The sequence below is a fragment of the Methylophaga sp. F7 genome, assembly GCF_056863975.1.
In genome coordinates this window covers 1,881,023-1,907,270 of record NZ_CM166511.1, presented here as the reverse complement: position 1 = coordinate 1,907,270, position 26,248 = coordinate 1,881,023, and the positions used below count along the sequence as shown (strand labels likewise).

Here is a 26,248-nt window from a genome sequence, read left to right as displayed (position 1 = left end):
ATACTCCTGAATGATTTAAACCTGTGACCATAGTAATCATTAATAGTTGTCAAATAAACCAATTGCTTGATAACCCAATTGAGGGTTGCGCTGTTACAATGTTTTTTCTTTAATTTTGTAACCCAGCTGACCAACATCTGCCAAAGCCATAATTCGTTATGACCTTATCCAGAATGTTATATCAGTGCCTGAGACAATTATGCTGGCCTATATTATTCGCCGTATCCTGTATGCCTTTCCTATATTGCTGGGTGTCAATGCACTGACATTTGCATTGTTTTTTATGGTCAATACGCCAGATGATATGGCGCGAATGCAACTAGGCGAACGTTACATTACTGAACAGGCGATTACGACCTGGAAACAGGAACGTGGTTACGACCGGGATTTGCTGTGGAATGAATCCGCCGAAGGTTTCGAAAAACTCACCGATACCATTTTTTTTGATAAATCACTGGCGTTATTCAGCTTTGAATTTGGTCAGGCCGATGATGGGCGTGATATTGGTGATGATATCAAAACCCGTATGTGGCCCAGTCTGGCGATCGCCATTCCGGTATTTATCGTTGGTTTGCTGGTCAATATTACCTTTGCGTTGATGATGGTGTTTTTTCGTGCAACCTATGTTGATCTCGGTGGGGTAGTGCTGTGTGTTGTTTTAATGTCGATATCCAGTCTGTTCTACATTATTGCCGGGCAGTTTGTTATCGGCAAAGTCATGCAGCTGGTACCTATCTCGGGCTTCGGTGAAGGCCTGAGTACGATAAAATTCCTGATTTTACCGGTAGCGATTGGAATTGTTTCAGGTATTGGCTCGGGATCCCGCTGGTACCGCACCTTATTTCTAGAAGAAATTTCCAAGGATTACGTTCGCACCGCCAGAGCAAAAGGCTTATCTGAAGTGCGGGTTTTGTTTCAGCATGTTTTGAAAAACGCGATGATTCCAATTCTGACTGGCGCGGTAGTGGTAATACCAACCTTATTTATGGGCAGTCTGATTCTGGAGTCATTCTTTGGTATTCCAGGCTTGGGTAGCTATACCATTGACGCCATCCATGCTCAGGATTTTGCCATTGTGCGAGCCATGGTGTTTCTTGGCTCAGTCTTATATATCGTAGGTCTGTTACTGACCGATATTTCTTATACTTTTGTTGATCCACGGGTACGAATGGATGGCTGATTCAAAGATTGATATACGCATCCGCGCCTTACAATGTCTTTTAATTAATGATGCCGCTGACAAAGCGCTGCAGACACGTCAACTGGCTGTTGAATGCCGTGAACAAGGTTATGTCATTCAGCATCAGCCATTGAATGTTCCCGCTATCCCAGGCAGACCCGATAAGCCCGACCTGGTCTCGCCACGCGATTTACCGCGGCGACGTAATAATCAGCAAACCGGTCATACCACGTTGATTCATGCCATTTGTCATATTGAGTTTAATGCCATTAATTTAGCATTGGATGCCATTGCCCGTTTTGCCAATATGCCAGATGATTTTTATGGTGACTGGTTACAGGTTGCCGATGAGGAAGCCAAACATTTTTCAATGCTATCTGCCCATTTACAGCAGGCAGGGTATGCCTATGGAGAATTTCCGGCACATGATGGTTTATGGGAAATGGCACAGAAAACCCATCACGATCCCTTAACTCGCATGGCACTGGTACCAAGGGTATTAGAGGCGAGGGGACTGGATGTAACGCCGGGCATGATGAATAAACTGCGTGGCAGTGGCGATTTGGCAGCGGTGGAGATTCTAGAAGTGATATTGCGTGAAGAAATTGGCCATGTGGCAATTGGCACGCGTTGGTTTAATTATCTATGCGAACAGCGTGATCTGGAACCCACTCATACCTTCACGACCTTATTAAAAACCTACTTTAATGGTGAGATACGCGGGCCATTTCATATTGAAGCCCGCAAACAGGCGGGCTTTACTGATGCAGAATTGGATTGGTTAGAACTCAATCGTTAGCTGCTGCTTCTGCAGTTTTGTTTTTCTTTTCCATCTCTGCTTTTTGCCGACGTGATTCTTTAGGATCGGCAATCAATGGACGATAAATCTCAATGCGGTCTTTTGGACTAAGCGTGGCATTCAACTTACAGATTTTGCCAAAAATCCCGACTTTATCATTATCCAGATCGATTTGTGGATAACGTTCCAGAATACCGGAGCGTTTAACGGCTTGTTCCACAGTAGTGTTATCCGGAACTTCCAATGACAAAATCACCTGTTCATCCGGCAGGGCGTAGGCCACTTCTACGGTGATTAATTCAGCGTTAGCGTGTTCCATAAATTTCTCTGGCTCGTACACAAAAAGCTTCAACTAATGAACCGGATATCTGAGTGAATACCGGACCCAATGCCAAATCCAGCAGACGGGTGGAAAATTCAAAATCCATATCCAGCTGTACCCGGCAGCCTTCATTATCCCCAATCGGGCTGAACTGCCAGAATCCTTCTAAATGACGGAATGGACCATCAATCAGCTCAATACGGATGGATTCACCATGTTGCAGTGTATTGCGGGTAGAAAATTCATGATGAATACCCCCTTTTGCAATATCCAGCGTGGCACAAATCACCTTATCATTCTTACTGATAATTTTACTGTCACGGCACCAGGGAAGAAAACTGGGGTAAGCTTCCACATCGTTGACCAGATCAAACATCTGGTCCGGCGAATACATCACCAGTGAACTGCGCGTAATAGTTGTCATTGAGTATTTCTATTGACCTCTAATCAATGTAATCAAAAGATGAAATCCAATACACCCGTCAAACTTACGAATACAACAAAAATCGCTATTGGTGTGACATAACGAACCAAAAAGCGCCATTCGTGATAAATCAGGTTGGATTTAATCCCCAGCTCTTCCTGAGTACTGCGTTGCGACATGATCCATCCGGCAAATATCGCAATGAGCATGCCGCCCAAAGGCAACATAATATTGGCAGTCAGATAATTCAGCAACTCAAAGGCAGTCATATCAAGCCAAGTCCAGTCTTTCAACAGATTAAATGAGAACAAGCTTAACAACCCTAACAACCAGACCAATATACCCACCCAGATGCAGGCATTAAGCCGTTTTATCTCAAAGTTTTCGACCAGCCAGGTGACCACAGGCTCGACCAATGAAATCGCTGAACTCAGAGCTGCAAATACCAGCAACAAAAAGAATATGGCACCAAAAAATGCGCCATTTTCCATATGACCAAAGGCAATGGGCAGCGTTTCAAAAATCAGACTTGGCCCGGCGCCGGGTGACATTTCATTGGCAAAGACCAATGGGAAAATCGCCAATCCAGCCAGGATCGCCACAGCCGTATCCATAAAGGAAATCGCCAGAGAGACTTTAAAAATAGAGGCTTTCTGAGGCAGGTACGAACCATAAACCATAATGGCACCCATGCCCAGGCTTAGCGTGAAAAACGCATGTCCCATCGCCGTTAGAATACCCTCCGTGGTCAGCTTGGAAAAATCCGGTTTGAACATAAAGTTTACCGCTTGATCAAAATACACACCGGTTTGATAAGCATAAGCGACCAGAATCAGCAGGATTAGAAATAAAGAGGGCATTAAAAAGCGTACTGATTTTTCCAGACCATGTTGTACACCACGACTGACAATCATCATGGTCAGCATCATAAACATCGTATGCCAAGCTAAAAGTTTTTCCGGATCTTTCACTAACGACAGATGTAAGTTGCGCGCACCATCAGCCGTCACACCTTCAAATACTCCAAATAATAAGCGAGGAACATAAGCAATTGCCTGACCAGCAATCACGCTGTAATAAGAAAGGATTAAAAAGCCGGCTAAAACGCCAGCGAAACCAAGATATTTCCACAGGGAGGAGGCTTTTTCTTCTTCAGCCAGACTGGCCAGACTGTTAAAAGGGTTTTGTCGACCGCGTCGACCAATCAGAATTTCCGCCATCATGATGGGAACACCGATGGCAAAGATACAGGCAAGATAAACCAGAACAAATGCGCCGCCGCCATATTCCCCAGCAATATAAGGAAATTTCCAGATATTTCCGAGGCCAACAGCCGCCCCCGTTGCTGCGAGAATGAAGGCCCAGCGTGATGTCCACTCACCATGAATCGATTTTAACGGTCTACTCATATCACACTCATTAAAAATAAATAGTCTCGATTCTGGGCGAATTTCCTAAAATGCTCAAGCCAAGCATCAATCTGCCCATGTATAATGCCGCGATGGCCACCAAGAAAAAACCACAAAACACAGATAACACTATCGCCCGTAACCGGAAAGCGCGTCATGAATTTTTTATAGAAGAAAAATTCGAGGCGGGTTTGGTGCTGGAGGGGTGGGAAGTCAAAAGCTTACGTGAAGGCAAAGCTCAGCTGAGTGATAGCTACGTGCTGATTCGTCATGGCGAAGCCTGGTTAGCCAATGCACTAATTACTGCATTGAAAACAGCTTCCACCCACGTCGTTCCAGAACCACAACGCGACCGTAAACTGCTGCTCAATCGTAACGAGCTAAATAAGCTGATTGGCGCAGTTGAGCGCAAAGGCTACACATTGATCCCCCTCGCCATGTATTGGAAGCGGGGCAAAGCCAAGGTCGAAATTGCATTGGCTAAAGGCAAGCAAATGCACGACAAGCGCGCCACCATGAAAGAACGTGATTGGCAGCGTGATAAAGAACGACTGTTTAAAAATATCTAAAGAGATCGTCACGGAACTTTAAAATCCGTATAATGACTAACGTACAACAAACTTTGGGGGCGACCTGGCTTCGACGCGGGTTACGAAACCTAAGGTGCATGCCGAGTACTCCAGTTCTTCTCGTAAAAAAGATTGGAAAAATATAGTTGCTAACGATAACAACTACGCACTAGCTGCTTAATAACCAGTGAATGCCGTCCGACCAGATCCGTGCTTGTGCGTCTGGTATCGGGCGTCGACTCTCACAAGATCGTCTTGACGTATGCTTGGTACTGATTGACTAAAACCTAACAAGATCGCTTCATGTTTTCCCTGTTCATCGGGTAGCTTGAAGTTAAATTAATAGATGAAATAAGCATGTAGAGCTGAAGGCAGAGGATTCGCGGACGCGGGTTCGATTAGTAAAATGGTCGCCATGAGGAGTGATCCTCATTGGAAAAAGAGAGCTCATACGGTGAACGCTAAGGAACAGGGGTTCTATGCCAACGCCGTCCGGTCAATGGGAAACCAGTAAGCCGGCTAGAGACTCATAGGTTCCTAAAGAGATTCGTCTCAATGGAATACTAGGGTGGGTAGAAGATAAAACCGATACTCACAAACGCTCTCCATCTGATAGCAATATCAGATGAAGGAATAGTCCAGGCCTGAATGAAAATTCAGGAGTCACTGTCCCGCCGCCTCCACCATATATACAAATAACCACCTTCGGGTGGTTTTTTTGTTTCTGGGTTTTGATCTTGAATTAAAGAGATTTAACTCATCATTATGCAAAGCATGTTAATCAGTTTTGAGAACCAAGGATGGCGATCTATAAAACGACTAAACAACTTACTCCACCGATTGCTGCTTACATCGCTAGACTGATTGATGGTGAAGCTACTGTCAGATAAATAAGTTGATCTTGCATATAATAAAATTAAGATGCCTTATCTTTGAGTTCGGTAATTTCCTGTGGGAAGATACTTAAAGGTGATCGTAATCTCGAGCAGACCAGTCACTGAGTAATATGTTCAAATTGACGATATGAGTTCTGGCCATGCAGATTATCTAGCTTAGCGTATCTTCGTTCTCCTGATATACGTTTGATAAAGCTTATGTCGTTCTTTTTTAAAAGTAATTCAAATAAATCACTTCTCAAATATATGAGCTCATAATTATTACTATATGAGTCACCTTTCAGATTTGTGTTTAACACAGCAATCTGACCCGTTTCATCATTGTAGGTAAAGTCAGTCGGATCGAAACGAAGGTCAAGTTGGCTCTGGATCCATGGGGACAACGCCAGCCGATCAATACTATTATTAGGGTTGACCGAGTTTTCCCAATAATATTTTGTTATGGTTGGAAAAATTTCTAACCTTTTAAGAATGGGAACCCCTCTTTCTACAGTTCCGCCTCTAGCGATTACCTCATCGCCAATACGTATCTCAGGTTGGTCGAACTGCTGGATCTCATGCCCAACTTGAATATCAAGCGTTGGATTTTCAATATCTGGATGTAGAGCTTCACAATACAGTTCACCAGAGTATATTTCACTACTACTATATATCTCTGGCCATTCAATTCTCTTGTTTTCTGTTATGTGTCTCTCTAGTGAGAGGAAGTCTTGCTTATTTAAGAAAGCTGTATGTATTGAGCAATAAAAGCTTCTATCTAACTTCTTAGACTCTTCAGTTATGAATCCATAAAGGAGAGTCCATTTCTGACCATTCTCAATTTTTTCATTCACACTGGAAAGTTCAGGCAGTTGGTTTTTTAATATCCAATCTTGGGTAGTTGAAGTGGCATCAGAAAGAAATTTAAATTCATTAAGTTCAGAGTAAATAGCCTTACATGGGAAAAAAGGGTCAATGTCTGTTTTGAATCGCTCGTCTCCCCAATATTCAAGTTTTTCATCATCACTAAACTGACCCGCAAGCTCATAATAGGCAATCCAAGAATATTTTTTCCCATATCTTTCAACAGATGACCTACCAAGCCTCCCACTGAAGTGCTCTCTGTCAGCTCCAATTAATTTTTCAACTTTTTCGAATTTTTGATGAGACCACCCTAACTCTTGAACTCTCCAAAGAATGTTTCCACGAGCTAAATTGTAGCCTTGATGTGAGTAGTCATAGTTTGATCTATCTTTAATCAGGCGCCCGATTGTGTAGTTTTCGAAGTCCATTCTAAATGGTGAGTCATACCGAGAATTTACATCCCTGTCTGGTCTGATATTTTCCCAAGTTTTTCTTGGCATTTGCTGAAATGGATGCTGAAAAATACTCTGATCGATGTCTTTTAATTTATCTGGGAAATAAAAATTTATGAGCCGCAGTGTGCAGCTAGCATATTCTCTGGCCAGTAAATGAGTTGTTGAGTTTGGAGCATCGCTAACAAACATATTGTTGTATAGGTTTCTGGCATAAAGAACACTTGCGTCTAGATATTCTGTCGAGTCTATTAGTGTTGTGGCCACTGCATAACTTGATGCCAGTAGTCTTTCCGAGACATAAGGGTCGTTAACATTCAAAAATTCAATAGTTAGATTAAAAATCGACTCTGGAGCTTGTCGACCTAAGTGATACAACAACTCTGTAGCAGCATCCCTAAGATCGATCACTGTCGAAGTAAGCTGCCAAGTATGAAATATCATTTTTAGTCGAATGAGATCGGGAGGAAATTTGAAGCCAGATTTGATGCTTTGTATCTGTTCTCTTAAGCCTTCTATTATTTCCCCGCTATGGCTCCTCAGGTATTCAGTCCAGGATAAATCTCTATCAGCTAAAGATAAGTTGAATAATACTTCGTTGAAGAATTCTCCGTTTAAAGGGTGACCAAGTACATATTTCAGGTTTAGAAGTTGCTTAATACCTCTGTCGGAGAGCCCATGATTAACTAGTAAATAACGATAATTTTCAAGCGTTTCTGAGCAAAAATCTTCTCTGTCAATCAGAGGACTAAGTGCGAGTACACTTGAGCGATATTTTTTGGTACATTGATCCAGAGATGTTGCTTATGGAATGTTTTAGGGGTCAATACAACAAGAGCATGAATAATGTCTTGAGAAAGAAGGTGTTGTCCCTCTAATTCACCGAATAATTTGTCAATAAAATTATTTTCAGAGGCCCAGTCTACTAAAGGCCTACTTCTGTTACTTTCAAGAAGATATTCGGCGACTATGAATCCTCCTAAGCGATCATACACAGGTGTCATTTCATACTTATATGGCTCTTTGCCTTCATCTCTGAAAATTAGCCCCTCTTGGGTCAGCAAATTGACGATATCAGAATCCCAATCGTTGCTTGATTCACTAATCTTGTTCTTGAAATTGTCTTCATTTATGGTGCGCCCACCTTCTAGCCATAAACATTCGCCCAAAAAATATAGGGCTCTTCGGATTTCATCGGCACTGTATTTTCTTGTTAGATTTGTCATGCTGACTATGTTTTGTATTACGTGTTGAATTTGCTCTCTAAAGAGGCTGTATATAGAGGAGGGAAAATAGGAAATCTGAACTTCGCTTTCCGCGTTCCGATTAGTTACATCACAAAAGATCTTGAGGTTCAGGGGATGAGAGAAAAAGTTTACCGGCGCATTAAAAGGATTGGCTATGATTTTATAATGTTCAAAATATGCCCCTATGGCTTTAAGTGTGACTTCTTCGCTAAATCCTTCGGATAAGATCTTAAAAGTTGATTCTGGTAATGCCGAGTCTGCGAAGCTTTCTCTACCAGTGTGGCGCTGATGTCTATTAGGTCTGTAGTAATTTTCATAGCCACTTTCTGATGTTCTTAAAGTGCAGATCAAAACTACATTGGGATATTTGCACAGAACGGGAATTGTGGAGGCCAATAAGTGCTTCCATTCTCTAGGGTCTTGGGCTTCATTCAATCCATCAATAACTATAGGTAAACGCCTTCCTGATCTTTCCCCTAAAGAGTTTATTGCTGAAATTAATGCCTCGAAATTATCTACTTGCTTTTGGTAAAAAATGAAGTTTTGTGCAACATCATCAAGATCCATACCGCTCTTGAGAGTTCTTCCTAGAATTAATATTCCAGCTGATCTGTCTTTTGAAGGAGCAGTTAACTCTGCAGAAAATTGAGTTTTTCCACCGCCAGCATCTGCTATTACTGCAATAAGTTGTTCAGACAGAAGTTTAATAGCTGTTCTGAACTGTTTTTTCGCATCTTTTAGATAAGCTAATGCATTAGTGACAGTCAATGATAATGGTAGGTTGTTGACACGAAGTTTCATTAACGTTTTGTGAACTTCATGCTTCAAATCTTTACTAGCGTCTTCGAGTGTAGATCTTATTTCCTCAATATCATTTCCGTTTATATCTTTTTCAAAGAGATCACAGTAGGTCAAAAGAGTCTTGCATGAGGAATTGAATTTTTCTAGTTGCTCTTTCCAAGGTGAGTAAGCTGAGTTGTTTATTTCTGAGTCAATTTCATCAACAACTTCACTCAAAGTAGACTTAATGTTTGTAAATACATTCCATGCTTCTTTTTCACCAAGCACTCTTCTGACTTGGTGCTCTGCATCCATTTGCTGATGAACTTCAGTAATCCAGCGACTTTTTATCGGGGCTATAGATTTCTGATGTTGCTCAGAGATCATTTTGTTAGTTAATGCGAGTTCGCCAAAATAGCTATTGCGCAAGTCTAGAGCTGGTCCAGACAGAAGCTCGTCTAGATCATCCTGATTCCAAAGATGCAATGTAAATTCATAATTCCCTTGTAATCCGAAGTACCAATCCTGATCGGCTTTTGCCAGAGTTTTATGCGTCCAAAGGAACCAATGACTAATTTGGGAAACATGTTCTTTGGTTTTGTCTAAGGAGTGCAGGATTTGAGTTCTTCCAGAGCTATTTAATTGACCATTCGCCTTGTATCTAAACCACTTATTCTGCCAACCTACTGTCTCGTCTTTTTTCCCCAAACGTGGGTGACTGTCATTCAAAATAATATAGAATTCAACTCCAGGTTGATTTTTCAGTTCCTGCCAACGACCAAGTTCGCTAAAATGCCTCCGAACAACTCCTCGACAGAGCTTTTCAAAATTCTCAGTATCAGAACCTGATAAAGTTTCAAATCTATTCCAGTCCAGCATTCTAGCTACTAATCCTCGTCTGATTCTGTGTGGTCGTGTGCTGAAAAAACTTCTACTTTGGCTCCTTTATGAATCAACAGGCTGACGAATGCATTAACATCATCTGAATCGCCACTAATTTACTAGATACCTTTCAGCCATTTAATATGGCAACCAGAGAGGTACAAATGAGTAGTAAACGTTATCCAGAAGAATTCAAGATCGAAGCAGTCCGTCAGGTAACCGATCGTGGTTACAGTGTTTCCGATGTCGCTGGCCGATTGGATGTCACAACGCATAGTTTGTATGCCTGGCTGAAGAAGTATGGTCCAGATGCCAACAAGCATCGGACCAAGGCAGAAGAACAAGCCGAAATTAACCGGCTCAAGAAAGAATTGAAACGCGTCACTGAGGAGCGTGACATTCTAAAAAAGCGGCGGCGTACTTCGCAAGTCACCCCGAGTGAGGTACGCCTTTATTAAGGCGAATAGCCTGCTTTGGCCGGTCAGACGGCTCTGTTTTCTGCTGGACGTCCATCCGAGCGGCTATTATCAATGGCTCAAAGCGCCGCAGTCCAAGCGCCAGCAAAAAGATCAGCGACTCACAGGCCTAATCAAACAATTCTGGCTTGAGTCTGGTGCGGTTTATGGCTATCGCAAGATTCACAGTGATATTCGTGAATATGGTGAACGCTGCGGTATCAACCGGGTACATCGCTTAATGCGCCTTTCGGGGATCAAAGCTCAAGTCGGTTATCGCCGGCCCAGACAACCGGGTGGTGAATCCCATGTTGTGACACCCAATAAACTACAACGTCAGTTTAATGTGACTCAGCCCAACACTGCGTGGGTCACCGATATTACGCATATCCGAACCCATGAGGGCTGGTTATATCTGGCCGTTGTGGTGGATTTATATTCCAGAAAAGTGGTTGGCTGGTCAATGCAGTCCCGGATCACCAAAGAACTGGTATTGGATGCATTGTTAATGGCTGTTTGGCGGCGTAATCCGTCTACAACCGTCATGGTGCATTCTGATCAGGGCAGCCAGTACACCAGTCACGATTGGAGCGCATTTCTTAAAACGCATGGCCTTGAAGGCAGTATGAGCCGACGAGGTAATTGTCATGATAATGCCGTTGCTGAGAGCTTTTTTCAGTTGCTCAAGCGGGAGCGTGTCCGGCGGAAAATCTACGCAAGTCGAGATGAAGCCAGACAGGATGTATTCGATTACATTGAAATGTTTTACAACACCAAACGGCGGCATGGTTTCAATAATCAGTTGTCACCGGTAGAGTTTGAGAATCGATTTTCGAAGCGGCTGATTAGTGTCTAAAGAATTAGTGGCGATTCATATAAAGCCTGACGGTACAACCACCAGCAAAGCTTACAAGGCGGCTGATGAAAAAGGCCTCTATCTTGAAGTTACCCCCAAAGGCAGCAAATTATGGCGATTTAAGTATCGAATTGGGGGTAAGGAAAAACTCTTGTCTGTAGGGATCTACCCCGATGTCGGTTTAAAAGAAGCCAGAGCAAAGCGGGATGAGCTTAGAAAGCAAGTTGCTGGTGGTATTGATCCATCTGATTTAAGAAAGGCTGACAAGATCGTAAAAGGGGGGATGGATAGCTTTGAGTTTGTTGCTAGGGAGTGGCACACCAAACATAAAATTAATTGGTCAGAAAGCCATGCGTCAAGATCACTGACAAGATTACAAAACGATGTTTTCCCATGGCTAGGTAAAAAGAACATAGGTGATATTAAACCACCAGAGCTATTACAAGTACTTAGACGTGTTGAAGGTAGGGGGCATTAGAAACAGCTCATCGTATACACCAAATATGTGGGCAAATATTTCGTTATGCCGTGGCAACGGGTAGAGCTGAGCGTGATCCAGCAGCAGACTTAAAAGGTGCGCTTCCTCCAGCTAAACCAAAGCATCATCCTTCAATTGCCGAACCTGCAAAAGTTGGTCAGCTAATGAGGGCGATTCAGGGTTACTCAGGAACATTTGTCACTGCTTGTGCGTTGAAGCTTGCACCACTGCTTTTTGTTAGACCAGGTGAACTCAGGCAGGCTGAATGGGAAGAGTTTGATCTTGTTAATGCTGAATGGCGTATACCAGCCCACAAGATGAAAATGCGTGTTCTCCATATCGTTCCTTTATCCAAGCAGGCATTAACAATCCTTCAAGAGCTAGAACCACTCACAGGTTCAGGACAATACCTTTTCCCATCGAATCGCACCATAACTAGACCTATGAGCGAAAACACAGTGAATGGTGCTTTGCGTCGCTTGGGATATACCAAAGAAGAAATGACCGGACACGGCTTTAGAAGCATGGCCTCAACCATTCTTAATGAGCAAGGCTGGAACCGTGACGCTATCGAAAGACAACTAGCTCACAGTGAGCGTGATGGAGTAAGAGCAGCTTACAACTATGCTGAGTACATGCCAGAGCGTAAAAAGATGATGCAATCATGGGCTGATTATCTGGACGGGCTGGCGGCTGGTGCTCATGTGATCCCGATTAATCGAATGGACAAAAAATAGGAGTAAGGATATGAGTAATATTGGAATTATTGCTGTAGATGAGTCTATCCAGGGTATGTTTAAAGCTGGCGACTTTGTAGAGGTAGATGTTGATGTTAACTCCTACATTGGTGAAGGTAACTATGTTTTTCAGTTGGGTGAATCTAAGTTTATAGCTCCAATACAATCTATACCTTACAACGGACTTCAAATCTTACTTGCCAACTACGGAAATGAAAATTTTACTGTGAGAGATGATATGGACTTTAAAATTGTCGGAAAGGCCATCAAAGGTTGGGTAGGCAAAGACATATTATAGAAACGAATAATCTGGTTACAACCAAGCCTAGCCCGACGGGGCGAAAAGCTGGCTTCATTCACTAGTCTGGCTTGGTTTCTTTTTTGAATGTGCGAGGAATGACGCATGAATAATTTGCCTAAACTGGTAAAGCCCTATTACAGCCTCGAGGAAAGTTATCATAGGCTAAAACTAGCAGGTGCCCATTTAGACAAAGTTAATGATGTTTTGCTTTTAGGACAAAATGGCTTAATTGAAATTAGTCTTTTATGTGATGAGATAGCTCACTTGGCCAGTATAGAGTGGGCCAAACCCATAAAATCATCCCGAGAGAAACTATTTAATAGAGAGCTAGAAAACTGTTCAAATTATTACTGTTCTCAAGAAGAGTTAGATCAGTATATGAACGAAATAGAAAATGCTGACTGGGTAATATTACCCGATATTTTAGCTTTAGATTCTACTGATAAAACTGATGAATACCTTACTTATCAGGGGGAGGATGGCATAAATATATTAATTAAATACTTTCAGAATTTAGGTATTGATTCACCAGATGTTTTAGGGAGCAAAGCTGGAGTTAGTAATAAAACTGTCCCAAAGATTAGTTTTTGGAATGGTTTATTTGAGCCTTTCTTGCTTAAGCCATTAAATATTGGTTTTCATTGGAATAAGCAAAATGATATGGAAGGGCCGAGATTTGAAAAGTCTCATTGGCTGGCTACAAATCAAATGGGGAGGCTTTTTGAGCGGCTAGTAGTTGTTGAAATAGAAAGTGAAAAATTTTATGTATGCAAGGATATGGATTTTAATCCCTTAACCGAAAGGGTAAATCTGCACATGCCAGCAGAAATTGGTGGTAAATATAATCCTTCTTACGCATTAGACCATGATCTGGTTGATAAACTAATTAACAAAGAAAACTTTGTTATATCAAAAATAGATTTGCAGAAATTCGAACAGCAACATTTAGGTGTAAATCATGAAATTACTTTAGACAAAGCACCTGATTATTTGGATAAATCAAGTATTTATTATGCTGAAGAGCTTGATATTGCTATCCAAGCACATACAGCAATTTTTAAAGACAAATATGGCAATCCGCATCAAAGTAATAGTGAACGAATTATTAGCTGGTTGTCCAAGCATTTTCCAGAACAAAGTAAAAGTGAAGCTTTTTTAAAAAGAATCAGAACTATTGTTCTTCCTAAAAAGTAGATGACCTAGTAATTCTAGTTTTTTCAATGAGTTATTATTTTTTTAGATTAAAAATATACAACTTTCACCCTTTTGGGTGATCACAACACTATATCTATTCATAGAAAATCATTCCTAACCCGAGCATATCAGCAAGGGATTACGAGGATGATAAAATGACAGAGAAAATCTTAAAGCTATCAGAAGTAAAATTAATCACAGGCCTTTCTGCTAGTTCGATTTATAGAGGTGTTTCTGCTGGCACCTTTCCCCCACAAATTAAATTATCTGAAAGAAGTTCAGGCTGGCTTAATTCAGAAATAAATCACTGGTTGCAGGAACGCATTGAAGCTTCTCGTAATGATAGCGAGGTGGCCTAATGGACAATTCAAGAGAAGGCCAACGCTTAGCTATTCTGAACTATCTTCAAGAGCATGACTTTCTAACTACACTGCAAGCCCGTGATGAGTTGGGGATTATGTCCCCAGCTTCCAGGGTCTTGGAGCTAAGAGAGCAAGGCCACAGGATCATTACTCACTGGACAACCTCAGAAGATAGAACGGGAACAAAGCACAGAGAAGCTAAATATGTGCTGTTTAATAGAGACAAGAAAGCCCCAACCACCAGCGACCAAACTAACGGAAAGGGCTTTGCTATTAGCATCAATGATAATAATCGTGCTGGCGGAATAAGACAATCTTCATCTGAAATATAAGGTGAAAATATGTCTGAAACTGCCGAAAAACTTTTACACGGTTTTAACACAGCGGTTTTAACACATAAAAGCAAAGCCAAACCCAGTACGGGCGAGGCTTTGCCTTTTTCCGAAACGGGCCATAAAGGCGGGTTATTTCTAATATCTAAAGATGTTGAAGAAATAAACCAACTAAATAACAAAGGGAAAAAGCAAGCGGCTCGCAAAAAAACGCGAAATCGAAAAACGGTAATGCGTAAGGATATTTTTGAATATCGAGGAAAAAACTACCGTGTTAATTCAGCAAAGTCAGGACTATATGTTGAAACCCTAAAATCAATGATTAACCAGTTTGAATTAGCAGCTCAAAAATGGAGCCGTGTTTTTGTGTTGAGGTTTGATCTTCATACGCACTATTACACTGGAGATAATAAGCGGCTGAGTAAATTTAATAATCGGTTATTCATGCGATTGAGGCGTGATTATGGTTTTAACGAAATTGGTTTTTGTTGGGCAAGAGAGAAGGAGCGAGCAAAATCACAGCATTATCATTTTGTACTCTTCCTTGATGGGCGATTAATCAGGCACTCAAAAAGGATTAATGAGCTAATCAGAAACGCCTGGGATGATGGAACGGGGGCTTATCACGTACCCGTTATCAATCGGCCTTACTACTTTGGCCTAGGTGAGCAAATAACCGATGATGTTATCTATCGGCTATCTTACCTAGCTAAAGCCAGAGGAAAAGGCTACAGAGACAAACAGGCTAAAGATTTTCAATGCTCTCGCATGAAACCCATATCAACCTGATGGCCCGTAAATGATATTGGTCTAGTAAAAGCATGGTTTACAGACTGATTTTAGTTTACCCAGCATTTACGAATAGAGTTAGCTACTTAAACAAGCCACTACCTCAGAAAGGGTAAATGAAGGTTTTTCTGACATCACTACGCGAGAAGAATATTAAAGACTTTCCCTAAACTGTGCTTTGATCCTTTGTACCCATCATTATTCTGTCTAAGTTGGTCTAGGTAGCATCAAACAAAGGGTAAGATTAAGGGAAGGGTCTACACTGGCAATAGGTCGATTAATATTAACTTGCGTATATGAAAAAAGTGAACGCGCCAGAGCTTTTAAAACAAAGGGTTAGGTGCAAAAGTGAACGGCCTTTTGAACGCTTAAAAGCCCAAGATTAACCCCATGCAAAGGTCAAGATTAAGGCAAGGGTACGGTAAAGAAATTATCTGGAAATGTTTGTCTGTAGAACTAGACAAAACCTCATGTTAGCTATGACGTAATGAAAATAAACCGAGAATTTATAGACCAAAATCCAAGGTATTAAAAAGCAAATATCATCAACGCTTAAATGTTTGCCCGACAGATACGCGCGCGAGGAAATATGCGAGTAACCTACAAATAGATGAATGGATCAAAAAGCAAAGCAGAAATAATTGAACATTTAAAGATTTGGATGGCTTCGCGAAAGCTAACCCCCAAACATGATGCGCTTGTCCCTGAATGGCTAGCGGCTGAAATGTTGCGTTTAAGCCCTGATAAGTTTGTTGAGATTGTCTTATTGGATGATTGTCCACTTAAACCGATTCATAAAGCTGGTGGTAGGTTCTACAGGCTTGAAGATATTGCAGAGTTTTATGAACCTCTGTAGGGGCCATTTCTGTTTTGATGCGCGTTTTTGACCTTGATAAGCATAGAGAATCTGATTGTTACTGTTTAATTAGTTTCGATACCAATACGCGTGTATGTAGCTAGGTACATTATTTACCCAATGGATAGCGAGAAATTTCTCTCTTTGTGGGGTTATTTAAATTTGACTCTTTGTTAAGCGGGAGAATATTTTGTGATCTCTATCACACTTCTATGGAGGGAGTCCCGTGAAAGCTATCCTGTTTTTCTTTGTTATTTTCTTTTCGTACAATATCAATGCTGCGACATTATCCACCGCCTTAACCTTAAATGGCCTTCAATGGGCTCAACTTTCCGACACCACTTATCTTTATGTTCCTGATGTTTATGATGCTTGTGGGAATAGTGGCGGCACATGCAATGGTGTAGTTGATGGTAAAGACTTAACCGGTTGGCGATGGGCAAGCCAGTCAGAGGTTAATATGTTGATCAATGATTTTTTCGGGGTTGGCTACCCGTTCATTGCAAGCGGAATTGATACATCACCCTGGTTTGATTATTTCCCCCAAACGGGCGGTGAATCAAATATTGTCTTCACAATTGGCTTGTCTGCTGATTTCGTAACTTATCTGGACGGCAATCTAATTCCCAACTCATCTTCAACCAGGTATATCTATCTAAACACAGATACTATGCTTGGCGGAATTGGGATCTATAATCCTTTTGACACTACATTCGATCAATATGGTTTTGGGTACGCACTTTATCCCTACAGTGTTTTTATGGTTAAAGGCAGTTATGTGCCGCCTTCACAAGTACCATTACCTGCCAGTTTGTTTTTGTTTGCTCCTGCATTGCTTGGTTTAATTGGCTTGAGGCGTAAATGGTCTTAACCTTGACTGACAAGCGAGTAGCTGTCTGGCTGCTCGCTCAATTCCATTTATCTACTGTTGATTTTTCTTATGAAAGCTATATTTCATCAGTGATCAGCTATTGATTACCCTTGGCTCTCATAGTCTTTAAAATGGCTGTAAATTAGATAATAACTAACATTAAGAAAGTAAACACTGTTCATTGTGCTGGTGGTCTTGCCCTCTGTATGTTTCGGGCTTTATGACTGAACAAAAGTGAACAGACTTTAGAGGGAAACTTTACTCTATAAAAAGGGATTGTCGCGAGTCACTGTAAGCATGTTTTCTGACACAGTAAAAAAGGCTAGATTTTTATTAAGTCGAACCTTACAAAACCTGATGTTTGAATTTAAGGGTTGATCAGATGGGGGTATCTTTTGGGGTATCTTGAAAAATAATATTTAACAAAGCTATATATTATGCGCGTTTTAGCTATAAATTCGAGTGACGCCGCCCCACCAAAACAAAAATTAACCACCTTTGGGTGGTTTTTTTGTGCCTGAAATTTGCTCAAATTAAATATTCAATTGAACGCTGAGAGTCGAAATCTCTTTCCGATACTCATGCATGCGAATGTTGCTTAGGTGGCAGATTCTCACGGAGGATCGTGTGAACCAGAATAAAAACCCCAAAATGGGACTGATCGTCCCCATCTTGGGTATTAATGAATGGTGATGGTCAGATAAGTGGTTAGGGGGGCACTGAGGACCATGGGGACCAGAACATTAAATATAGTTTGAACCCTTAAAGTTAAAATCTCGTTTCCACGCTCCAGTGTGGTAATGCGATTTAGCTTTTCGGCAACTTCCAATCCGGCCGAATGTAATGACAGGTATATCCGGTTGGATAATGTTGCAGGTAATCCTGATGTTCGGGTTCTGCTTCCCAGAAATCACCGACAGGTTCCACTTCAGTAACAACTTTGCCTGGCCATAATCCAGATTGGTTTACATCTTCAATCGTCTGCTTGGCAATTTCGGCTTGCTCATCGCTGGTGTAATAAATTGCTGAACGATAACTCATGCCCCGATCATTGCCTTGTTGGTTAGGAGTGGTTGGATCATGGATCTGAAAGAAAAACTCCAGTAACTGTCTGTAAGTAATCTGCTCAGGATTAAAGATGATCTCAATACCTTCAGCATGTGTGCCATGGTTTGGATAAGTGGCATTTGGAATATCGCCGCCGGTGTAGCCGACTCGCGATGAGATAACGCCTGGTAATTTTCGAATTAAATCCTGCATACCCCAGAAGCAGCCTCCGGCCAGTACGGCACGTTCAGTATTTGTCTCGCTCATTTTGTTTCACCTAAGGTTTCTGAAAACAGATTTTTAAACTCGTCGTAACCTTCTGCTTCAAGCTCTTCAACGGGAATAAACCGCAGGGATGCTGAGTTGATGCAATAACGCATGCCACCGGCTTCTTCAGGGCCATCAGGGAAGACATGACCTAAATGACTGTCACCATGTACTGAGCGAACTTCAACACGGCGCATGCCCAGGCTGTCATCAAAATTTTCGTTCACATTTTCACTCTGCACTGGACGGGTAAAGCTTGGCCAGCCAGTTCCGCTATCAAACTTATCTACTGAAGCAAATAAGGGTTCACCAGAAACTACATCGACGTAAAGCCCAGCTTCGTGATTGTCCCAATAAGCATTATCGAATGGTGGTTCAGTACCGCATTGTTGGGTGACGTAATGTTGCTCAGGTGATAGTTGTTCAACAACTTTGGGTGACTTTTGGTATTTCGTCATGACAATCAGCCTTTTGATTAAAGAGTAATCGTGAAATGGTTTATTGATAAATTAAAGACCCGTCAAAAATACAGTCCGTTCCCATTTAACAATAACGAAAATAACGTGGAGAAAAGTGGGCTCGCTCTATTGCTTATGGTGAAAACGGTCTTAACAATCAGCTTCCACTACCTCAATACGGCCAACATCTTGGTTATTTTTATCGGAATAGACATATACAAGCTTGGCACCCGCCTTTAGAACAGGCTGCATATCAGCATTACTGCAAAGGCTGGCAAGCAATTTGGGTTTGATATCCTCCAGCACCGCCGTCGGATTCACATCGTCAATAGTGACATTGGTTAATGAATAATAATAAGTCATCAAATCGCCGGGACCGGCTAAAGCCTTAATAAGCTGGGTTTCATCATCGATTTTGATGGGCGCTCGGGAATTAATGAATTTTTCAGCCTCCATAAAACCTTCCTCAATCGTTGTCTCGGTTGGCAATTCCTGACCATTGTCAGAAGTGAGGTAGGGTGAAGGCGTATTTATCAAACGCGAAGCTATCATGATAATAGCAACGAACAGAATTATGCCGATGACGAAAAGTAACTTTTTATTCATTATGCTGCCTGATTTTTTATACGTTTATTATAAAGAGAATGTTAGCAAGCTTACCGATCACTAGGGAGAAAACAAAATCCTCTTTATTAAAACTGGTTCTGACGGGGGCAATGTTGTTCATTATAGGAATTAGTGCTTAGGCAGAAGAAATCAATTAGACCAATCGTGCATAGCGTTGTGTATTTGTGGCTCCCACGGTGGACCGTGGGAACCAGTATTCGTTAGAAAACTTAGCGTGACTGCATACGCTCAATCGTTGTGGTCAATACGCGTTTCATTTTATCGGTCGCGCCGGTAAACGCTTGTTTGATGGTCGCGGCATCATGGGTGACCACGTTGGGTTGGTGGCCTTCTATCCGGGCTTCGATCAGGCAACGGATATCATCAGCACCGCCACGATTTTCACTGTTTTGATCACTTAGATGTACTTCGACACGAGTAACGTGTTCATCGAATCGTTTGAGAGAATGTTGTAGTTCCTCACGAATAGAGTCGGTGAGCGTGTCATCGCCTGGAATGTGGCGATCGGTATTAACCTGAATTTGCATGCAACCTCCATTGAGTGAAATAAAACCTAGGGTCTGTTGAGATTCCAGCAGTGGCGGCTCTGAAAGCTCAACAGACCCAAATAAGACAATCACAATTATTAAACATTCCGCTGTCTCAACTGGAATGACCAAATCACTATAAAGGCAATTTATTTAATGTCCTTTAACCCAAAGCAAGCCGAACTTCAGGTGAACCTTGTTAGACTCAGGTATTGATTCTTTATTCAGGAGCAGAGATATGCAGCATCGTTATCTATACAGCGCAGTTATTGGCGTTTTGGCCGTTAGTCTGAATGGTTGTGGTGATACCGCTAAAATCCCTCCACAATCTGATTATGGCCCTGATCCACTGATAACCCAACCGGATAATACCTTGATACCGACAGTGAATATCGCGCCGGCAGTGGGATGGCCAATAGATGGTAAACCTCTGGCTGCAGAAGGATTGGAGGTAAATCGTTTTGCTATGGATTTGGATCATCCACGTTGGTTGTATGTGTTGCCGAATGGGGACGTATTGGTGGCTGAATCAAATGCACCCAAAACCGAAAAACCGGATCCGGGTATTAAAGACTGGATAAAAGGTTTGGTGATGAAAAAAGCAGGGGCTGCCGTGCCCAGTGCTGATCGAATTACATTGCTGCGGGATGAAGATGGTGATGGGGTAGCTGAAACACGCCATGTCTTTCTGGATGATTTACATTCACCCTTTGGCATGGAGCTGATTGGTAATGATTTTTATGTTGCTAATACGGATAGCATTGTGCGTTTTCCCTATGAAGAAGGGCAGACGCAAATTACCGCCGAACCAGTACATGTGACGGATTTACCAGGTGGCCCAATTAATTATCATTGGACCAAAAATATTATTGCCAATGAAGATGGCACTTTACTTTATGCCACGGTCGGTTCAAACAGTAATATTGCTGAATACGGGATGGAAGCGGAAGAAAATCGTGCCGCTATTCTGGAAGTAGATCTGGAAACGGGTGAAAAGCGGCTTTTCGCTTCAGGGTTGCGTAATCCGAATGGTCTGGCCTGGCAACCTGAAAGTGGTGAGTTGTGGACTACGGTTAACGAGCGCGATGAAATCGGTAGTGACCTGGTCCCGGATTACATGACATCAGTGCAGGATGGTGGATTCTATGGCTGGCCATATAGTTATTATGGACAATATGTTGATGAACGTGTTGAACCACAACGCCCTGATTTGGTAGAAAAAGCCATCAAGCCGGATTATGCGCTGGGTGCACATACCGCTTCGATAGGGCTCGCCTTTTACGAAGACGACTTACTGGCTGATAAATATCAGAATGGGGCTTTTATCGGTCAGCATGGTTCATGGAATCGTAAGCCGTTAAGTGGCTATAGAGTGATCTTTGTGCCTTTCTCCAATGGTGAACCCTCTGGTAAACCACAAGATATTCTGACTGGATTTGTTGATGGTAGCGGCGATGCTATGGGACGCCCGGTCGGTGTTGTCGTTGATAATCAAGGCGGTTTGCTGGTGGCTGATGACGTTGGTAATACCATTTGGCGGGTAACGCCTATAGAGGATTAATGGGTTTCGCTCCAGACTCGTTCCCACGCATCTGCGTGGGAACGTAAATGGGGTTATTCTCCCCACTTTGATATCATGTTTCGGCTTTTATCATTGATAGTCCAAACATATGCCACAGATTCTGCTCGACAAAACGCATCCCCCCATTATTCAGGCGGCTATCAATCTAGGCGATTGGCTACTAAGCCTGGAAAACCTTTCGGAGCAGGATAAAACTGCGATTAAAGCTGTGCAGGATGCTCTGCAGAAATTGCCGGAAATCGACGATGATATTCTGGCGATGTATGGATTCAGTTTTGAGCGTGGCGATGCCTATGATGGGTTAGTCCGCGGCTGGGATATTTCACTGGAATATAATGCAAATGATCCCGAACAGCAGGGCGGATTAGAGATTTTCAGTTCGTATATTCCGCTTCCCGATACCACGGATCCAGTAGTGTTGGCCGAAAAGAAACAACGCGAAGTGTATTTCCAGTGGCCGGTGGGAGATATCTGCAGTTTTATTAAAGCGGAACAGGCTCAGCAGTGGATTGATGATGTCAGCCAGCCATTACAGTTTATAGAGGCGGGTGATCGACTGCGGATAGAAATTGTCTATCAGAACTTTTACGCAGAGCATGAATATCCGCTGATTTCAACCGCTTGATGTGCTTCGTTATTTAAGCAGGTTTTCCTCGTCAGATGTATTCAGTTCATGAGCCACTTGTCTGGAAATTGTAGGATCAGTGGCAATATCCACAGTCGATGCTTCAGCCGAAACGTTTGGTAAAGTGGATTCTGTCTCAGGTAATGCATCAGCGGGTTCTGGCTCCAGATTCGTTTCATCATTTATCAGCTGCAGTCGATGTACTGGTTGATGAAATGTAATGCCGGCTTCATCAAACCCGATTTTTATCAGGCGAATAGCTTCACTGCGGGCTTTGGCAAAATCACTTTCATGTTGATTAATCCAGGCCATAAAGTGCAGATCGACGATATTTTCACGTATATCAGCAATCAGCACTTGTGGACCCGGCTCAGCTAGCAGTCCCTGCATATTTTGCAGAATTCCTAAGCCCAGGCGGCGAGCCTTGATCAGATCGATCTCGGCAGAGATAGCCAGTGTAAATTCAAAACGACGTAAGGGATTGCGAGTGTAATTGATCATGACCGACGTGATCATCGTGCTGTTGGGAATACGTAAATGGTTGCCATCAGCTGTCATCAGCACGGTATCTCGGGAAGTCAGCCGAACCACATTACCGGTGAATTCAGCTATTTGAATAGAATCACCGATTTTGAATGGATTCCGTGCACTGAGCAGTACACCGGCCAGATAGTTTTCGACAATATTGCGAAACGCAAAACCTACAGCGAGGCCAAATACACCTGCCACACCAAGCAGTGCTCCCACCAGCGCCGTTGCATCGAGGATCTGTAACGCAATTAGAAAGCCGATGCCAACAATCAGGATTCGTATAATGCGTCCACCCAGATCGGTGGCGAGTTCGGAAAGCCCTATACGACTCAACCAGGCACTGCGGTTACCGACCCAGCGACCGAGCAGCCAAAAGAAAATGATGGTGATGATTGCCACCAGAAAAATGGGCAGACTGCGGATCAATGAAGCAAGCATTGCTTCGATTTTTTGTGTCGTGGGTTGTACGCGGGTGGAAATGTCCATTAGCTCATTGAGCCGGTTTTGCACATAAATAACGCCCTCGACCCGACTGGCTAGCGCTACCAGATCACGTCCGGCGCGAGCGCTGGAGACGCTACCACTGAGGATTACCACTCCGGAATCGACTGTGACCTCAACATCTTCATAGCTTTCGATAACGTTCAGAATGTCGCTCAACCGATTTTCAATAGCTTGATCATCCGGTGCATTCGTTACCTGTATTTCAGCGCCTGCATCAACTAACTCCTCACTGTATATTGCGGGCATCCATAGCAGCGTGGTTATCAGTAAAAGAAAGCGGTAATTCATTTGTATCTCCTGCCGGAATTTTTCAGGTAGCCATGACAACAATCCTCACTGCTTTATCAACCCAGGTTATTTACAGCTGCAGTGATTTCAATGAGGATAGCGGCTTGTTATCTGGATATTACTTGTTTTGTGTGTTCTTGCGTTGAGCATACTGACCTTAAATAAGGAAATAAATCAGTTTGAATAGATTCAAGCAGTTGGGCTCTCGTTTAGTGCACTCAAAACATATGTTGTGGGGTGTTGCTTTCGCTTCATTTATGGAGTCACTGATCGTCCCCATCCCACTGGAAACCATTTTGATTCCTTTAATGCAGGCTCGTCGGAAGCTGCTTTGGGCTATTAGCGCCATGGCATTACTGGGCTGTATTTTTGGTGCGGCGCTGGGCTATGTAATTGGCTATTTTGTATTTGGTCTGATCGGCGAGCAACTGATTGCTATGCTGTCGACGCCTGAGCAGTTTGAAACTATTCGTCAGCAAATTCATTTACATGGTTTCTGGTATGTATTGAGCGTCGGAGTTACGCCGATTCCATTTCAGATTGCCATGTTGGCGGCGGGTGTGACGGGCTATTCATTTTTACTGTATATGCTGGCAACCACCATTTCTCGTGGTCTGCGTTATTTTGGTCTGGGTCTTTTGGTGTGTCTGTTTGGTAATCAGACACAAAAAATGTTTGAAGAAAACAAAATCGGTGCGTCGATTTTTATTCTTGTATTGATTGCCGTTATCTGGAGCGTGTTGTTGTTCGGTGGTTAATTTTTTTATCACGGGATAGTGAATTTTTCCTTGCCTGATGAGGAAACGATTCGTACACTTGATTAACTGTTTCAATTAATCAAGTGATTTATGACTACTCGCTCAAATACACATGGTGGTCGGCGCGTCGGCGCCGGCCGCAAAAAAGGCTCCGTGATCAAAGAACCGACAACCGTGATACGTATTCCTGAGAGTCAAAAGCCTGTAATCACTGATTTTCTGGCGGCTTATCGACGCAGGCAGTCCGCGCCATTGCAAGACCAGCCAATGGAGTTTGAACGTCCAATCATTGCACCCGCTAAACGTAGCTGGCCATTATTCAGTTCCAAAGTGGCGGCGGGTTTTCCCTCGCCGGCAGATGAACATGTCGAAAAACGACTGGATCCCAATGAATTCCTGATTGATGACGAAGAAGCGACATTTTTTGTCACCATTCAGGGCTATTCAATGATCGACAGTGGTTTATTGCCCGGCGATAAAGCGGTGGTGGATCGCTCTAAAAATGCCAGTATCGGGGATATTGTACTGGCGGTTGTCGATGGTGAATTTACCATTAAACTGCTGGCAAAAACCAAACAGGGTGGCCCACGATTACTGCCGTCCAATCAGTCAGGCGAGTATAAGCCGATTGAAATCAAAGACGGTATGCAGTTTGAAATCTGGGGTGTGGTCACCGGTTCGTTTCGGCGTTTTAAATAATGTCACGCAGTATTGCCCTGATCGACGTGAATAACTTTTACGTTTCCTGCGAGCGGGTATTTAATCCAAAACTGGCCGGTAAGCCGGTGGTGGTGCTCAGTAATAATGATGGCTGTGCAGTCGCGAGAAGTAACGAGGCCAAACTGCATATCCCGATGGGGGCACCGTGGTTTAAGTTTCAGCAAATAGCGAATGAGCAGCAGATCATCGCTTTATCATCCAACTATGCGTTGTATGCCGATATGAGTAATCGGGTGATGCGTATTCTTAATCAGTTTTCGCCCGATCAGGAAGTGTATTCAATTGATGAGTGTTTTCTGGATCTAACCGGTTTCCAGCATCTTGATTTACTGCAATATGGCCAGCAGATCCGTCATCGGATAGCACAATGGACTGGATTGCCGGTCAGTGTCGGTATCGGTGCCAGTAAAACGCTGGCCAAGCTGGCCAATCACTGTGCCAAAAAACGGGGTGAATTTGATGGGGTTTGTGATTTTAATCAGCTGAGTCCAAGCCAGCTTAATTGTTTGCTGGCGGAGCTGGATGTCGGTGAAGTATGGGGCGTTGGTCGTAAACTGGCAGTGAAGTTGAAAACACAGGGCATTTACAGCGTTTTGGATTTAAAACAAGCCAATGCTGAAACCCTGCGGCGCCAATACAGTGTGGTGATGGAAAAAATCGTACGTGAACTCAATGGTATCAGCTGTCTGGAGCTGGAATATGCCATCACTGACAAAAAGCAGATATTAAGTTCGAGAAGTTTTGGTATTCCGGTGACGGATATGAACAGTCTGGCCGAATCCATCAGTCTGTATACCAGTCGTGCGGCTGTAAAACTGCGACGGCAGTACTCGGTGGCGCGGATGCTCCAGGTCTATATCCGTTGCAGTCCTTATCGCAGTGGGGAGGCTTTTTACGGCAATAGTCTGATGGTAGCGTTGCCGATGGCTTCTGATGACACGCGTGTATTGGTCAAACATGCGCTGAGTGCATTGAAAAAGATGTATCAACCCGGATTTAACTATGCCAAAGCCGGCATTATGCTCACCGAACTGCAGCCGAAAAGTGGGCAGCAGCAGGACTTGTTTGCGCCGAATCAGGATGCTAAATCCGGACAGTTAATGACGGTGATGGATATCATTAATAACACGATGGGCCGGGACACCTTGCAACTGGCCAATCAGGGCTTTAAACGTCCGTGGAAAATGAAGCAGGAACATAAAAGTCCAAGCTACACAACAAAGTGGGGAGAAGTATTAACGGTCAGTTAAATAAATGCTTTTTAACTACTCTTATCACAG

Annotated in this window: 28 protein-coding genes, 1 other RNA gene and 1 pseudogene; 19 read left to right on the top strand and 11 right to left on the bottom strand. The window is 42.9% G+C overall.

Translation table 11 applies throughout. The features are described from left to right. The first annotated feature begins 199 nt into the window (after nt 1-199). Both AC08OG_RS09650 and AC08OG_RS09645 read left to right on the top strand, forming a co-directional pair. Nucleotides 200-1,180, top strand: coding sequence for an ABC transporter permease (locus AC08OG_RS09650; RefSeq protein WP_482929393.1), 981 nt, complete (start codon nt 200-202; stop codon nt 1,178-1,180). Further along, complete coding sequence (locus tag AC08OG_RS09645) at nt 1,173-1,979, top strand: ferritin-like domain-containing protein (protein WP_318988112.1); 807 nt, start codon at nt 1,173-1,175, stop codon at nt 1,977-1,979. The genes AC08OG_RS09650 and AC08OG_RS09645 overlap by 8 nt, the downstream gene beginning before the upstream one ends. On the opposite strand, the gene AC08OG_RS09640 is transcribed toward AC08OG_RS09645, so the two are convergent. From AC08OG_RS09640 to AC08OG_RS09630, 3 genes are read right to left on the bottom strand one after another with little or no spacing between them, the layout of a single operon-like run. Further along, nucleotides 1,969-2,298 (bottom strand): RnfH family protein, encoded by a 330-nt coding sequence (locus tag AC08OG_RS09640; RefSeq protein ID WP_318988113.1) that lies wholly within the window; start codon nt 2,296-2,298, stop codon nt 1,969-1,971. The genes AC08OG_RS09645 and AC08OG_RS09640 overlap by 11 nt on opposite strands. Further along, entirely contained in the window at nt 2,285-2,725 is a 441-nt protein-coding gene (locus AC08OG_RS09635) for a type II toxin-antitoxin system RatA family toxin (RefSeq protein ID WP_292357532.1), read from the bottom strand. Before AC08OG_RS09635 ends, AC08OG_RS09640 begins: the two co-directional genes overlap by 14 nt. Before the next feature lie 32 nt (nt 2,726-2,757). After that, a complete protein-coding gene (locus AC08OG_RS09630; protein ID WP_482929392.1) occupies nt 2,758-4,134 on the bottom strand; it encodes a sodium-dependent transporter in 1,377 nt (458 codons plus the stop codon). Between the two features lie 92 nt (nt 4,135-4,226). Between AC08OG_RS09630 and smpB the strand changes: the two genes are divergently transcribed. Continuing rightward, nucleotides 4,227-4,703 carry an SsrA-binding protein SmpB gene (gene smpB / locus AC08OG_RS09625; RefSeq protein WP_292357723.1) on the top strand — a complete coding sequence of 159 codons (477 nt, stop codon included), beginning with the start codon at nt 4,227-4,229 and terminating at the stop codon, nt 4,701-4,703. 63 nt (nt 4,704-4,766) lie between these two features. Then, nucleotides 4,767-5,104: a transfer-messenger RNA gene (gene ssrA / locus AC08OG_RS09620) on the top strand. 593 nt (nt 5,105-5,697) lie between these two features. Here ssrA and AC08OG_RS09615 read toward each other — a convergent pair. The 3 genes from AC08OG_RS09615 to AC08OG_RS09605 all read right to left on the bottom strand — a co-directional run bounded on the left by AC08OG_RS09615 (nt 5,698) and on the right by AC08OG_RS09605 (nt 9,919). Continuing rightward, a complete protein-coding gene (locus tag AC08OG_RS09615) occupies nt 5,698-7,338 on the bottom strand; it encodes a hypothetical protein (RefSeq protein WP_482929391.1) in 1,641 nt (546 codons plus the stop codon). 296 nt (nt 7,339-7,634) lie between these two features. After that, the gene (locus tag AC08OG_RS09610) at nt 7,635-9,800 is read right to left on the bottom strand and encodes a hypothetical protein (protein WP_482929390.1); all 2,166 of its coding nucleotides are present in this window, start codon (nt 9,798-9,800) and stop codon (nt 7,635-7,637) included. A gap of 8 nt (nt 9,801-9,808) precedes the next feature. Next, nucleotides 9,809-9,919: a DUF6375 family protein gene (locus AC08OG_RS09605; RefSeq protein WP_482930541.1), complete on the bottom strand. Its 111-nt coding sequence runs from the start codon at nt 9,917-9,919 to the stop codon at nt 9,809-9,811. Between the two features lie 48 nt (nt 9,920-9,967). On the opposite strand from AC08OG_RS09605, the gene AC08OG_RS09600 reads away from it, so the two are divergent. The 10 genes and pseudogenes from AC08OG_RS09600 (at nt 9,968) to AC08OG_RS09555 (ending at nt 17,034) form a co-directional block, all read left to right on the top strand. Further along, a protein-coding gene (locus AC08OG_RS09600; RefSeq protein ID WP_482929389.1) for an IS3 family transposase occupies nt 9,968-11,114 on the top strand; the annotation gives its coding sequence in 2 pieces (ribosomal slippage) (nt 9,968-10,218 and nt 10,217-11,114; 1,149 coding nt in all). Further along, nucleotides 11,107-11,633, top strand: a pseudogene (locus AC08OG_RS09595) (tyrosine-type recombinase/integrase); the annotation flags it as partial. The gene AC08OG_RS09600 and the pseudogene AC08OG_RS09595, both read left to right, overlap by 8 nt. 9 nt (nt 11,634-11,642) lie before the next feature. After that, nucleotides 11,643-12,329, top strand: a complete 687-nt coding sequence (locus AC08OG_RS09590) for a tyrosine-type recombinase/integrase (protein ID WP_482930540.1) — start codon at nt 11,643-11,645, stop codon at nt 12,327-12,329. A gap of 10 nt (nt 12,330-12,339) precedes the next feature. Then, nucleotides 12,340-12,627, top strand: coding sequence for a hypothetical protein (locus AC08OG_RS09585; protein ID WP_482929388.1), 288 nt, complete (start codon nt 12,340-12,342; stop codon nt 12,625-12,627). A gap of 105 nt (nt 12,628-12,732) precedes the next feature. Beyond that, the gene (locus AC08OG_RS09580) at nt 12,733-13,824 is read left to right on the top strand and encodes a hypothetical protein (RefSeq protein WP_482929387.1); all 1,092 of its coding nucleotides are present in this window, start codon (nt 12,733-12,735) and stop codon (nt 13,822-13,824) included. Between the two features lie 155 nt (nt 13,825-13,979). Continuing rightward, nucleotides 13,980-14,183 carry a helix-turn-helix transcriptional regulator gene (locus AC08OG_RS09575; protein ID WP_482929386.1) on the top strand — a complete coding sequence of 68 codons (204 nt, stop codon included), beginning with the start codon at nt 13,980-13,982 and terminating at the stop codon, nt 14,181-14,183. Beyond that, complete coding sequence (locus AC08OG_RS09570) at nt 14,183-14,518, top strand: helix-turn-helix domain-containing protein (RefSeq protein WP_482929385.1); 336 nt, start codon at nt 14,183-14,185, stop codon at nt 14,516-14,518. Before AC08OG_RS09575 ends, AC08OG_RS09570 begins: the two co-directional genes overlap by 1 nt. Nucleotides 14,519-14,527: 9 nt before the next feature. Further along, nucleotides 14,528-15,307 carry a YagK/YfjJ domain-containing protein gene (locus AC08OG_RS09565; RefSeq protein ID WP_482929384.1) on the top strand — a complete coding sequence of 260 codons (780 nt, stop codon included), beginning with the start codon at nt 14,528-14,530 and terminating at the stop codon, nt 15,305-15,307. 610 nt (nt 15,308-15,917) lie between these two features. Continuing rightward, the gene (locus AC08OG_RS09560) at nt 15,918-16,163 is read left to right on the top strand and encodes a hypothetical protein (RefSeq protein ID WP_482929383.1); all 246 of its coding nucleotides are present in this window, start codon (nt 15,918-15,920) and stop codon (nt 16,161-16,163) included. 226 nt (nt 16,164-16,389) lie between these two features. Then, the gene (locus AC08OG_RS09555) at nt 16,390-17,034 is read left to right on the top strand and encodes a VPLPA-CTERM sorting domain-containing protein (RefSeq protein WP_482929382.1); all 645 of its coding nucleotides are present in this window, start codon (nt 16,390-16,392) and stop codon (nt 17,032-17,034) included. 807 nt (nt 17,035-17,841) lie between these two features. Here the strand turns inward: AC08OG_RS09555 and msrA are convergent. From msrA to AC08OG_RS09535, 4 genes are all read right to left on the bottom strand, one after another. Continuing rightward, on the bottom strand, nt 17,842-18,348 hold the full coding sequence (gene msrA / locus AC08OG_RS09550) for a peptide-methionine (S)-S-oxide reductase MsrA (RefSeq protein ID WP_482929381.1): 507 nt from the start codon (nt 18,346-18,348) through the stop codon (nt 17,842-17,844). Further along, the gene (gene msrB, locus AC08OG_RS09545) at nt 18,345-18,806 is read right to left on the bottom strand and encodes a peptide-methionine (R)-S-oxide reductase MsrB (RefSeq protein WP_439503487.1); all 462 of its coding nucleotides are present in this window, start codon (nt 18,804-18,806) and stop codon (nt 18,345-18,347) included. Before msrB ends, msrA begins: the two co-directional genes overlap by 4 nt. Nucleotides 18,807-18,956: 150 nt before the next feature. Further along, nucleotides 18,957-19,412 (bottom strand): hypothetical protein, encoded by a 456-nt coding sequence (locus AC08OG_RS09540; protein ID WP_482929380.1) that lies wholly within the window; start codon nt 19,410-19,412, stop codon nt 18,957-18,959. A gap of 230 nt (nt 19,413-19,642) precedes the next feature. Beyond that, on the bottom strand, nt 19,643-19,960 hold the full coding sequence (locus AC08OG_RS09535; protein WP_292357519.1) for an HPF/RaiA family ribosome-associated protein: 318 nt from the start codon (nt 19,958-19,960) through the stop codon (nt 19,643-19,645). Between the two features lie 238 nt (nt 19,961-20,198). Between AC08OG_RS09535 and AC08OG_RS09530 the strand changes: the two genes are divergently transcribed. Both AC08OG_RS09530 and AC08OG_RS09525 read left to right on the top strand, forming a co-directional pair. Beyond that, nucleotides 20,199-21,521 carry a PQQ-dependent sugar dehydrogenase gene (locus tag AC08OG_RS09530; protein WP_292357517.1) on the top strand — a complete coding sequence of 441 codons (1,323 nt, stop codon included), beginning with the start codon at nt 20,199-20,201 and terminating at the stop codon, nt 21,519-21,521. A gap of 109 nt (nt 21,522-21,630) precedes the next feature. After that, entirely contained in the window at nt 21,631-22,167 is a 537-nt protein-coding gene (locus tag AC08OG_RS09525) for a hypothetical protein (RefSeq protein ID WP_292399325.1), read from the top strand. 9 nt (nt 22,168-22,176) lie between these two features. Here the strand turns inward: AC08OG_RS09525 and AC08OG_RS09520 are convergent, their stop codons facing one another. After that, nucleotides 22,177-23,490, bottom strand: a complete 1,314-nt coding sequence (locus AC08OG_RS09520; RefSeq protein ID WP_482929379.1) for a mechanosensitive ion channel domain-containing protein — start codon at nt 23,488-23,490, stop codon at nt 22,177-22,179. 212 nt (nt 23,491-23,702) lie between these two features. Here AC08OG_RS09520 and AC08OG_RS09515 point away from each other — a divergent pair, with 212 nt between their 5' ends. From AC08OG_RS09515 to AC08OG_RS09505, 3 genes are all read left to right on the top strand, one after another. Continuing rightward, a complete protein-coding gene (locus tag AC08OG_RS09515) occupies nt 23,703-24,248 on the top strand; it encodes a YqaA family protein (RefSeq protein WP_482929378.1) in 546 nt (181 codons plus the stop codon). 90 nt (nt 24,249-24,338) lie between these two features. Next, nucleotides 24,339-24,947 (top strand): LexA family protein, encoded by a 609-nt coding sequence (locus tag AC08OG_RS09510; RefSeq protein WP_318988136.1) that lies wholly within the window; start codon nt 24,339-24,341, stop codon nt 24,945-24,947. Next, nucleotides 24,947-26,218: a Y-family DNA polymerase gene (locus AC08OG_RS09505; protein ID WP_482929377.1), complete on the top strand. Its 1,272-nt coding sequence runs from the start codon at nt 24,947-24,949 to the stop codon at nt 26,216-26,218. Before AC08OG_RS09510 ends, AC08OG_RS09505 begins: the two co-directional genes overlap by 1 nt. The last annotated feature ends 30 nt before the right edge of the window (nt 26,219-26,248 follow it).

Bases quoted from the DNA above. Each gene is read 5' to 3' on its own strand.
- AC08OG_RS09530 (WP_292357517.1), top strand. From the start codon at position 20,199: ATGCAGCATCGTTATCTATACAGCGCAGTTATTGGCGTTTTGGCCGTT.
- AC08OG_RS09560 (WP_482929383.1), top strand. From the start codon at position 15,918: ATGAATGGATCAAAAAGCAAAGCAGAAATAATTGAACATTTAAAGATT.
- AC08OG_RS09615 (WP_482929391.1), bottom strand. From the start codon at position 7,338: ATGATATTTCATACTTGGCAGCTTACTTCGACAGTGATCGATCTTAGG.
- AC08OG_RS09565 (WP_482929384.1), top strand. From the start codon at position 14,528: ATGTCTGAAACTGCCGAAAAACTTTTACACGGTTTTAACACAGCGGTT.
- AC08OG_RS09640 (WP_318988113.1), bottom strand. From the start codon at position 2,298: ATGGAACACGCTAACGCTGAATTAATCACCGTAGAAGTGGCCTACGCC.
- AC08OG_RS09525 (WP_292399325.1), top strand. From the start codon at position 21,631: ATGCCACAGATTCTGCTCGACAAAACGCATCCCCCCATTATTCAGGCG.
- AC08OG_RS09650 (WP_482929393.1), top strand. From the start codon at position 200: ATGCTGGCCTATATTATTCGCCGTATCCTGTATGCCTTTCCTATATTG.
- AC08OG_RS09585 (WP_482929388.1), top strand. From the start codon at position 12,340: ATGAGTAATATTGGAATTATTGCTGTAGATGAGTCTATCCAGGGTATG.
- AC08OG_RS09575 (WP_482929386.1), top strand. From the start codon at position 13,980: ATGACAGAGAAAATCTTAAAGCTATCAGAAGTAAAATTAATCACAGGC.
- AC08OG_RS09535 (WP_292357519.1), bottom strand. From the start codon at position 19,960: ATGCAAATTCAGGTTAATACCGATCGCCACATTCCAGGCGATGACACG.
- AC08OG_RS09580 (WP_482929387.1), top strand. From the start codon at position 12,733: ATGAATAATTTGCCTAAACTGGTAAAGCCCTATTACAGCCTCGAGGAA.
- AC08OG_RS09570 (WP_482929385.1), top strand. From the start codon at position 14,183: ATGGACAATTCAAGAGAAGGCCAACGCTTAGCTATTCTGAACTATCTT.
- AC08OG_RS09635 (WP_292357532.1), bottom strand. From the start codon at position 2,725: ATGACAACTATTACGCGCAGTTCACTGGTGATGTATTCGCCGGACCAG.
- AC08OG_RS09510 (WP_318988136.1), top strand. From the start codon at position 24,339: ATGACTACTCGCTCAAATACACATGGTGGTCGGCGCGTCGGCGCCGGC.
- msrA (WP_482929381.1), bottom strand. From the start codon at position 18,348: ATGAGCGAGACAAATACTGAACGTGCCGTACTGGCCGGAGGCTGCTTC.
- AC08OG_RS09645 (WP_318988112.1), top strand. From the start codon at position 1,173: ATGGCTGATTCAAAGATTGATATACGCATCCGCGCCTTACAATGTCTT.
- AC08OG_RS09630 (WP_482929392.1), bottom strand. From the start codon at position 4,134: ATGAGTAGACCGTTAAAATCGATTCATGGTGAGTGGACATCACGCTGG.
- AC08OG_RS09505 (WP_482929377.1), top strand. From the start codon at position 24,947: ATGTCACGCAGTATTGCCCTGATCGACGTGAATAACTTTTACGTTTCC.
- AC08OG_RS09610 (WP_482929390.1), bottom strand. From the start codon at position 9,800: ATGCTGGACTGGAATAGATTTGAAACTTTATCAGGTTCTGATACTGAG.
- AC08OG_RS09520 (WP_482929379.1), bottom strand. From the start codon at position 23,490: ATGAATTACCGCTTTCTTTTACTGATAACCACGCTGCTATGGATGCCC.
- smpB (WP_292357723.1), top strand. From the start codon at position 4,227: ATGGCCACCAAGAAAAAACCACAAAACACAGATAACACTATCGCCCGT.
- msrB (WP_439503487.1), bottom strand. From the start codon at position 18,806: ATGACGAAATACCAAAAGTCACCCAAAGTTGTTGAACAACTATCACCT.
- AC08OG_RS09540 (WP_482929380.1), bottom strand. From the start codon at position 19,412: ATGAATAAAAAGTTACTTTTCGTCATCGGCATAATTCTGTTCGTTGCT.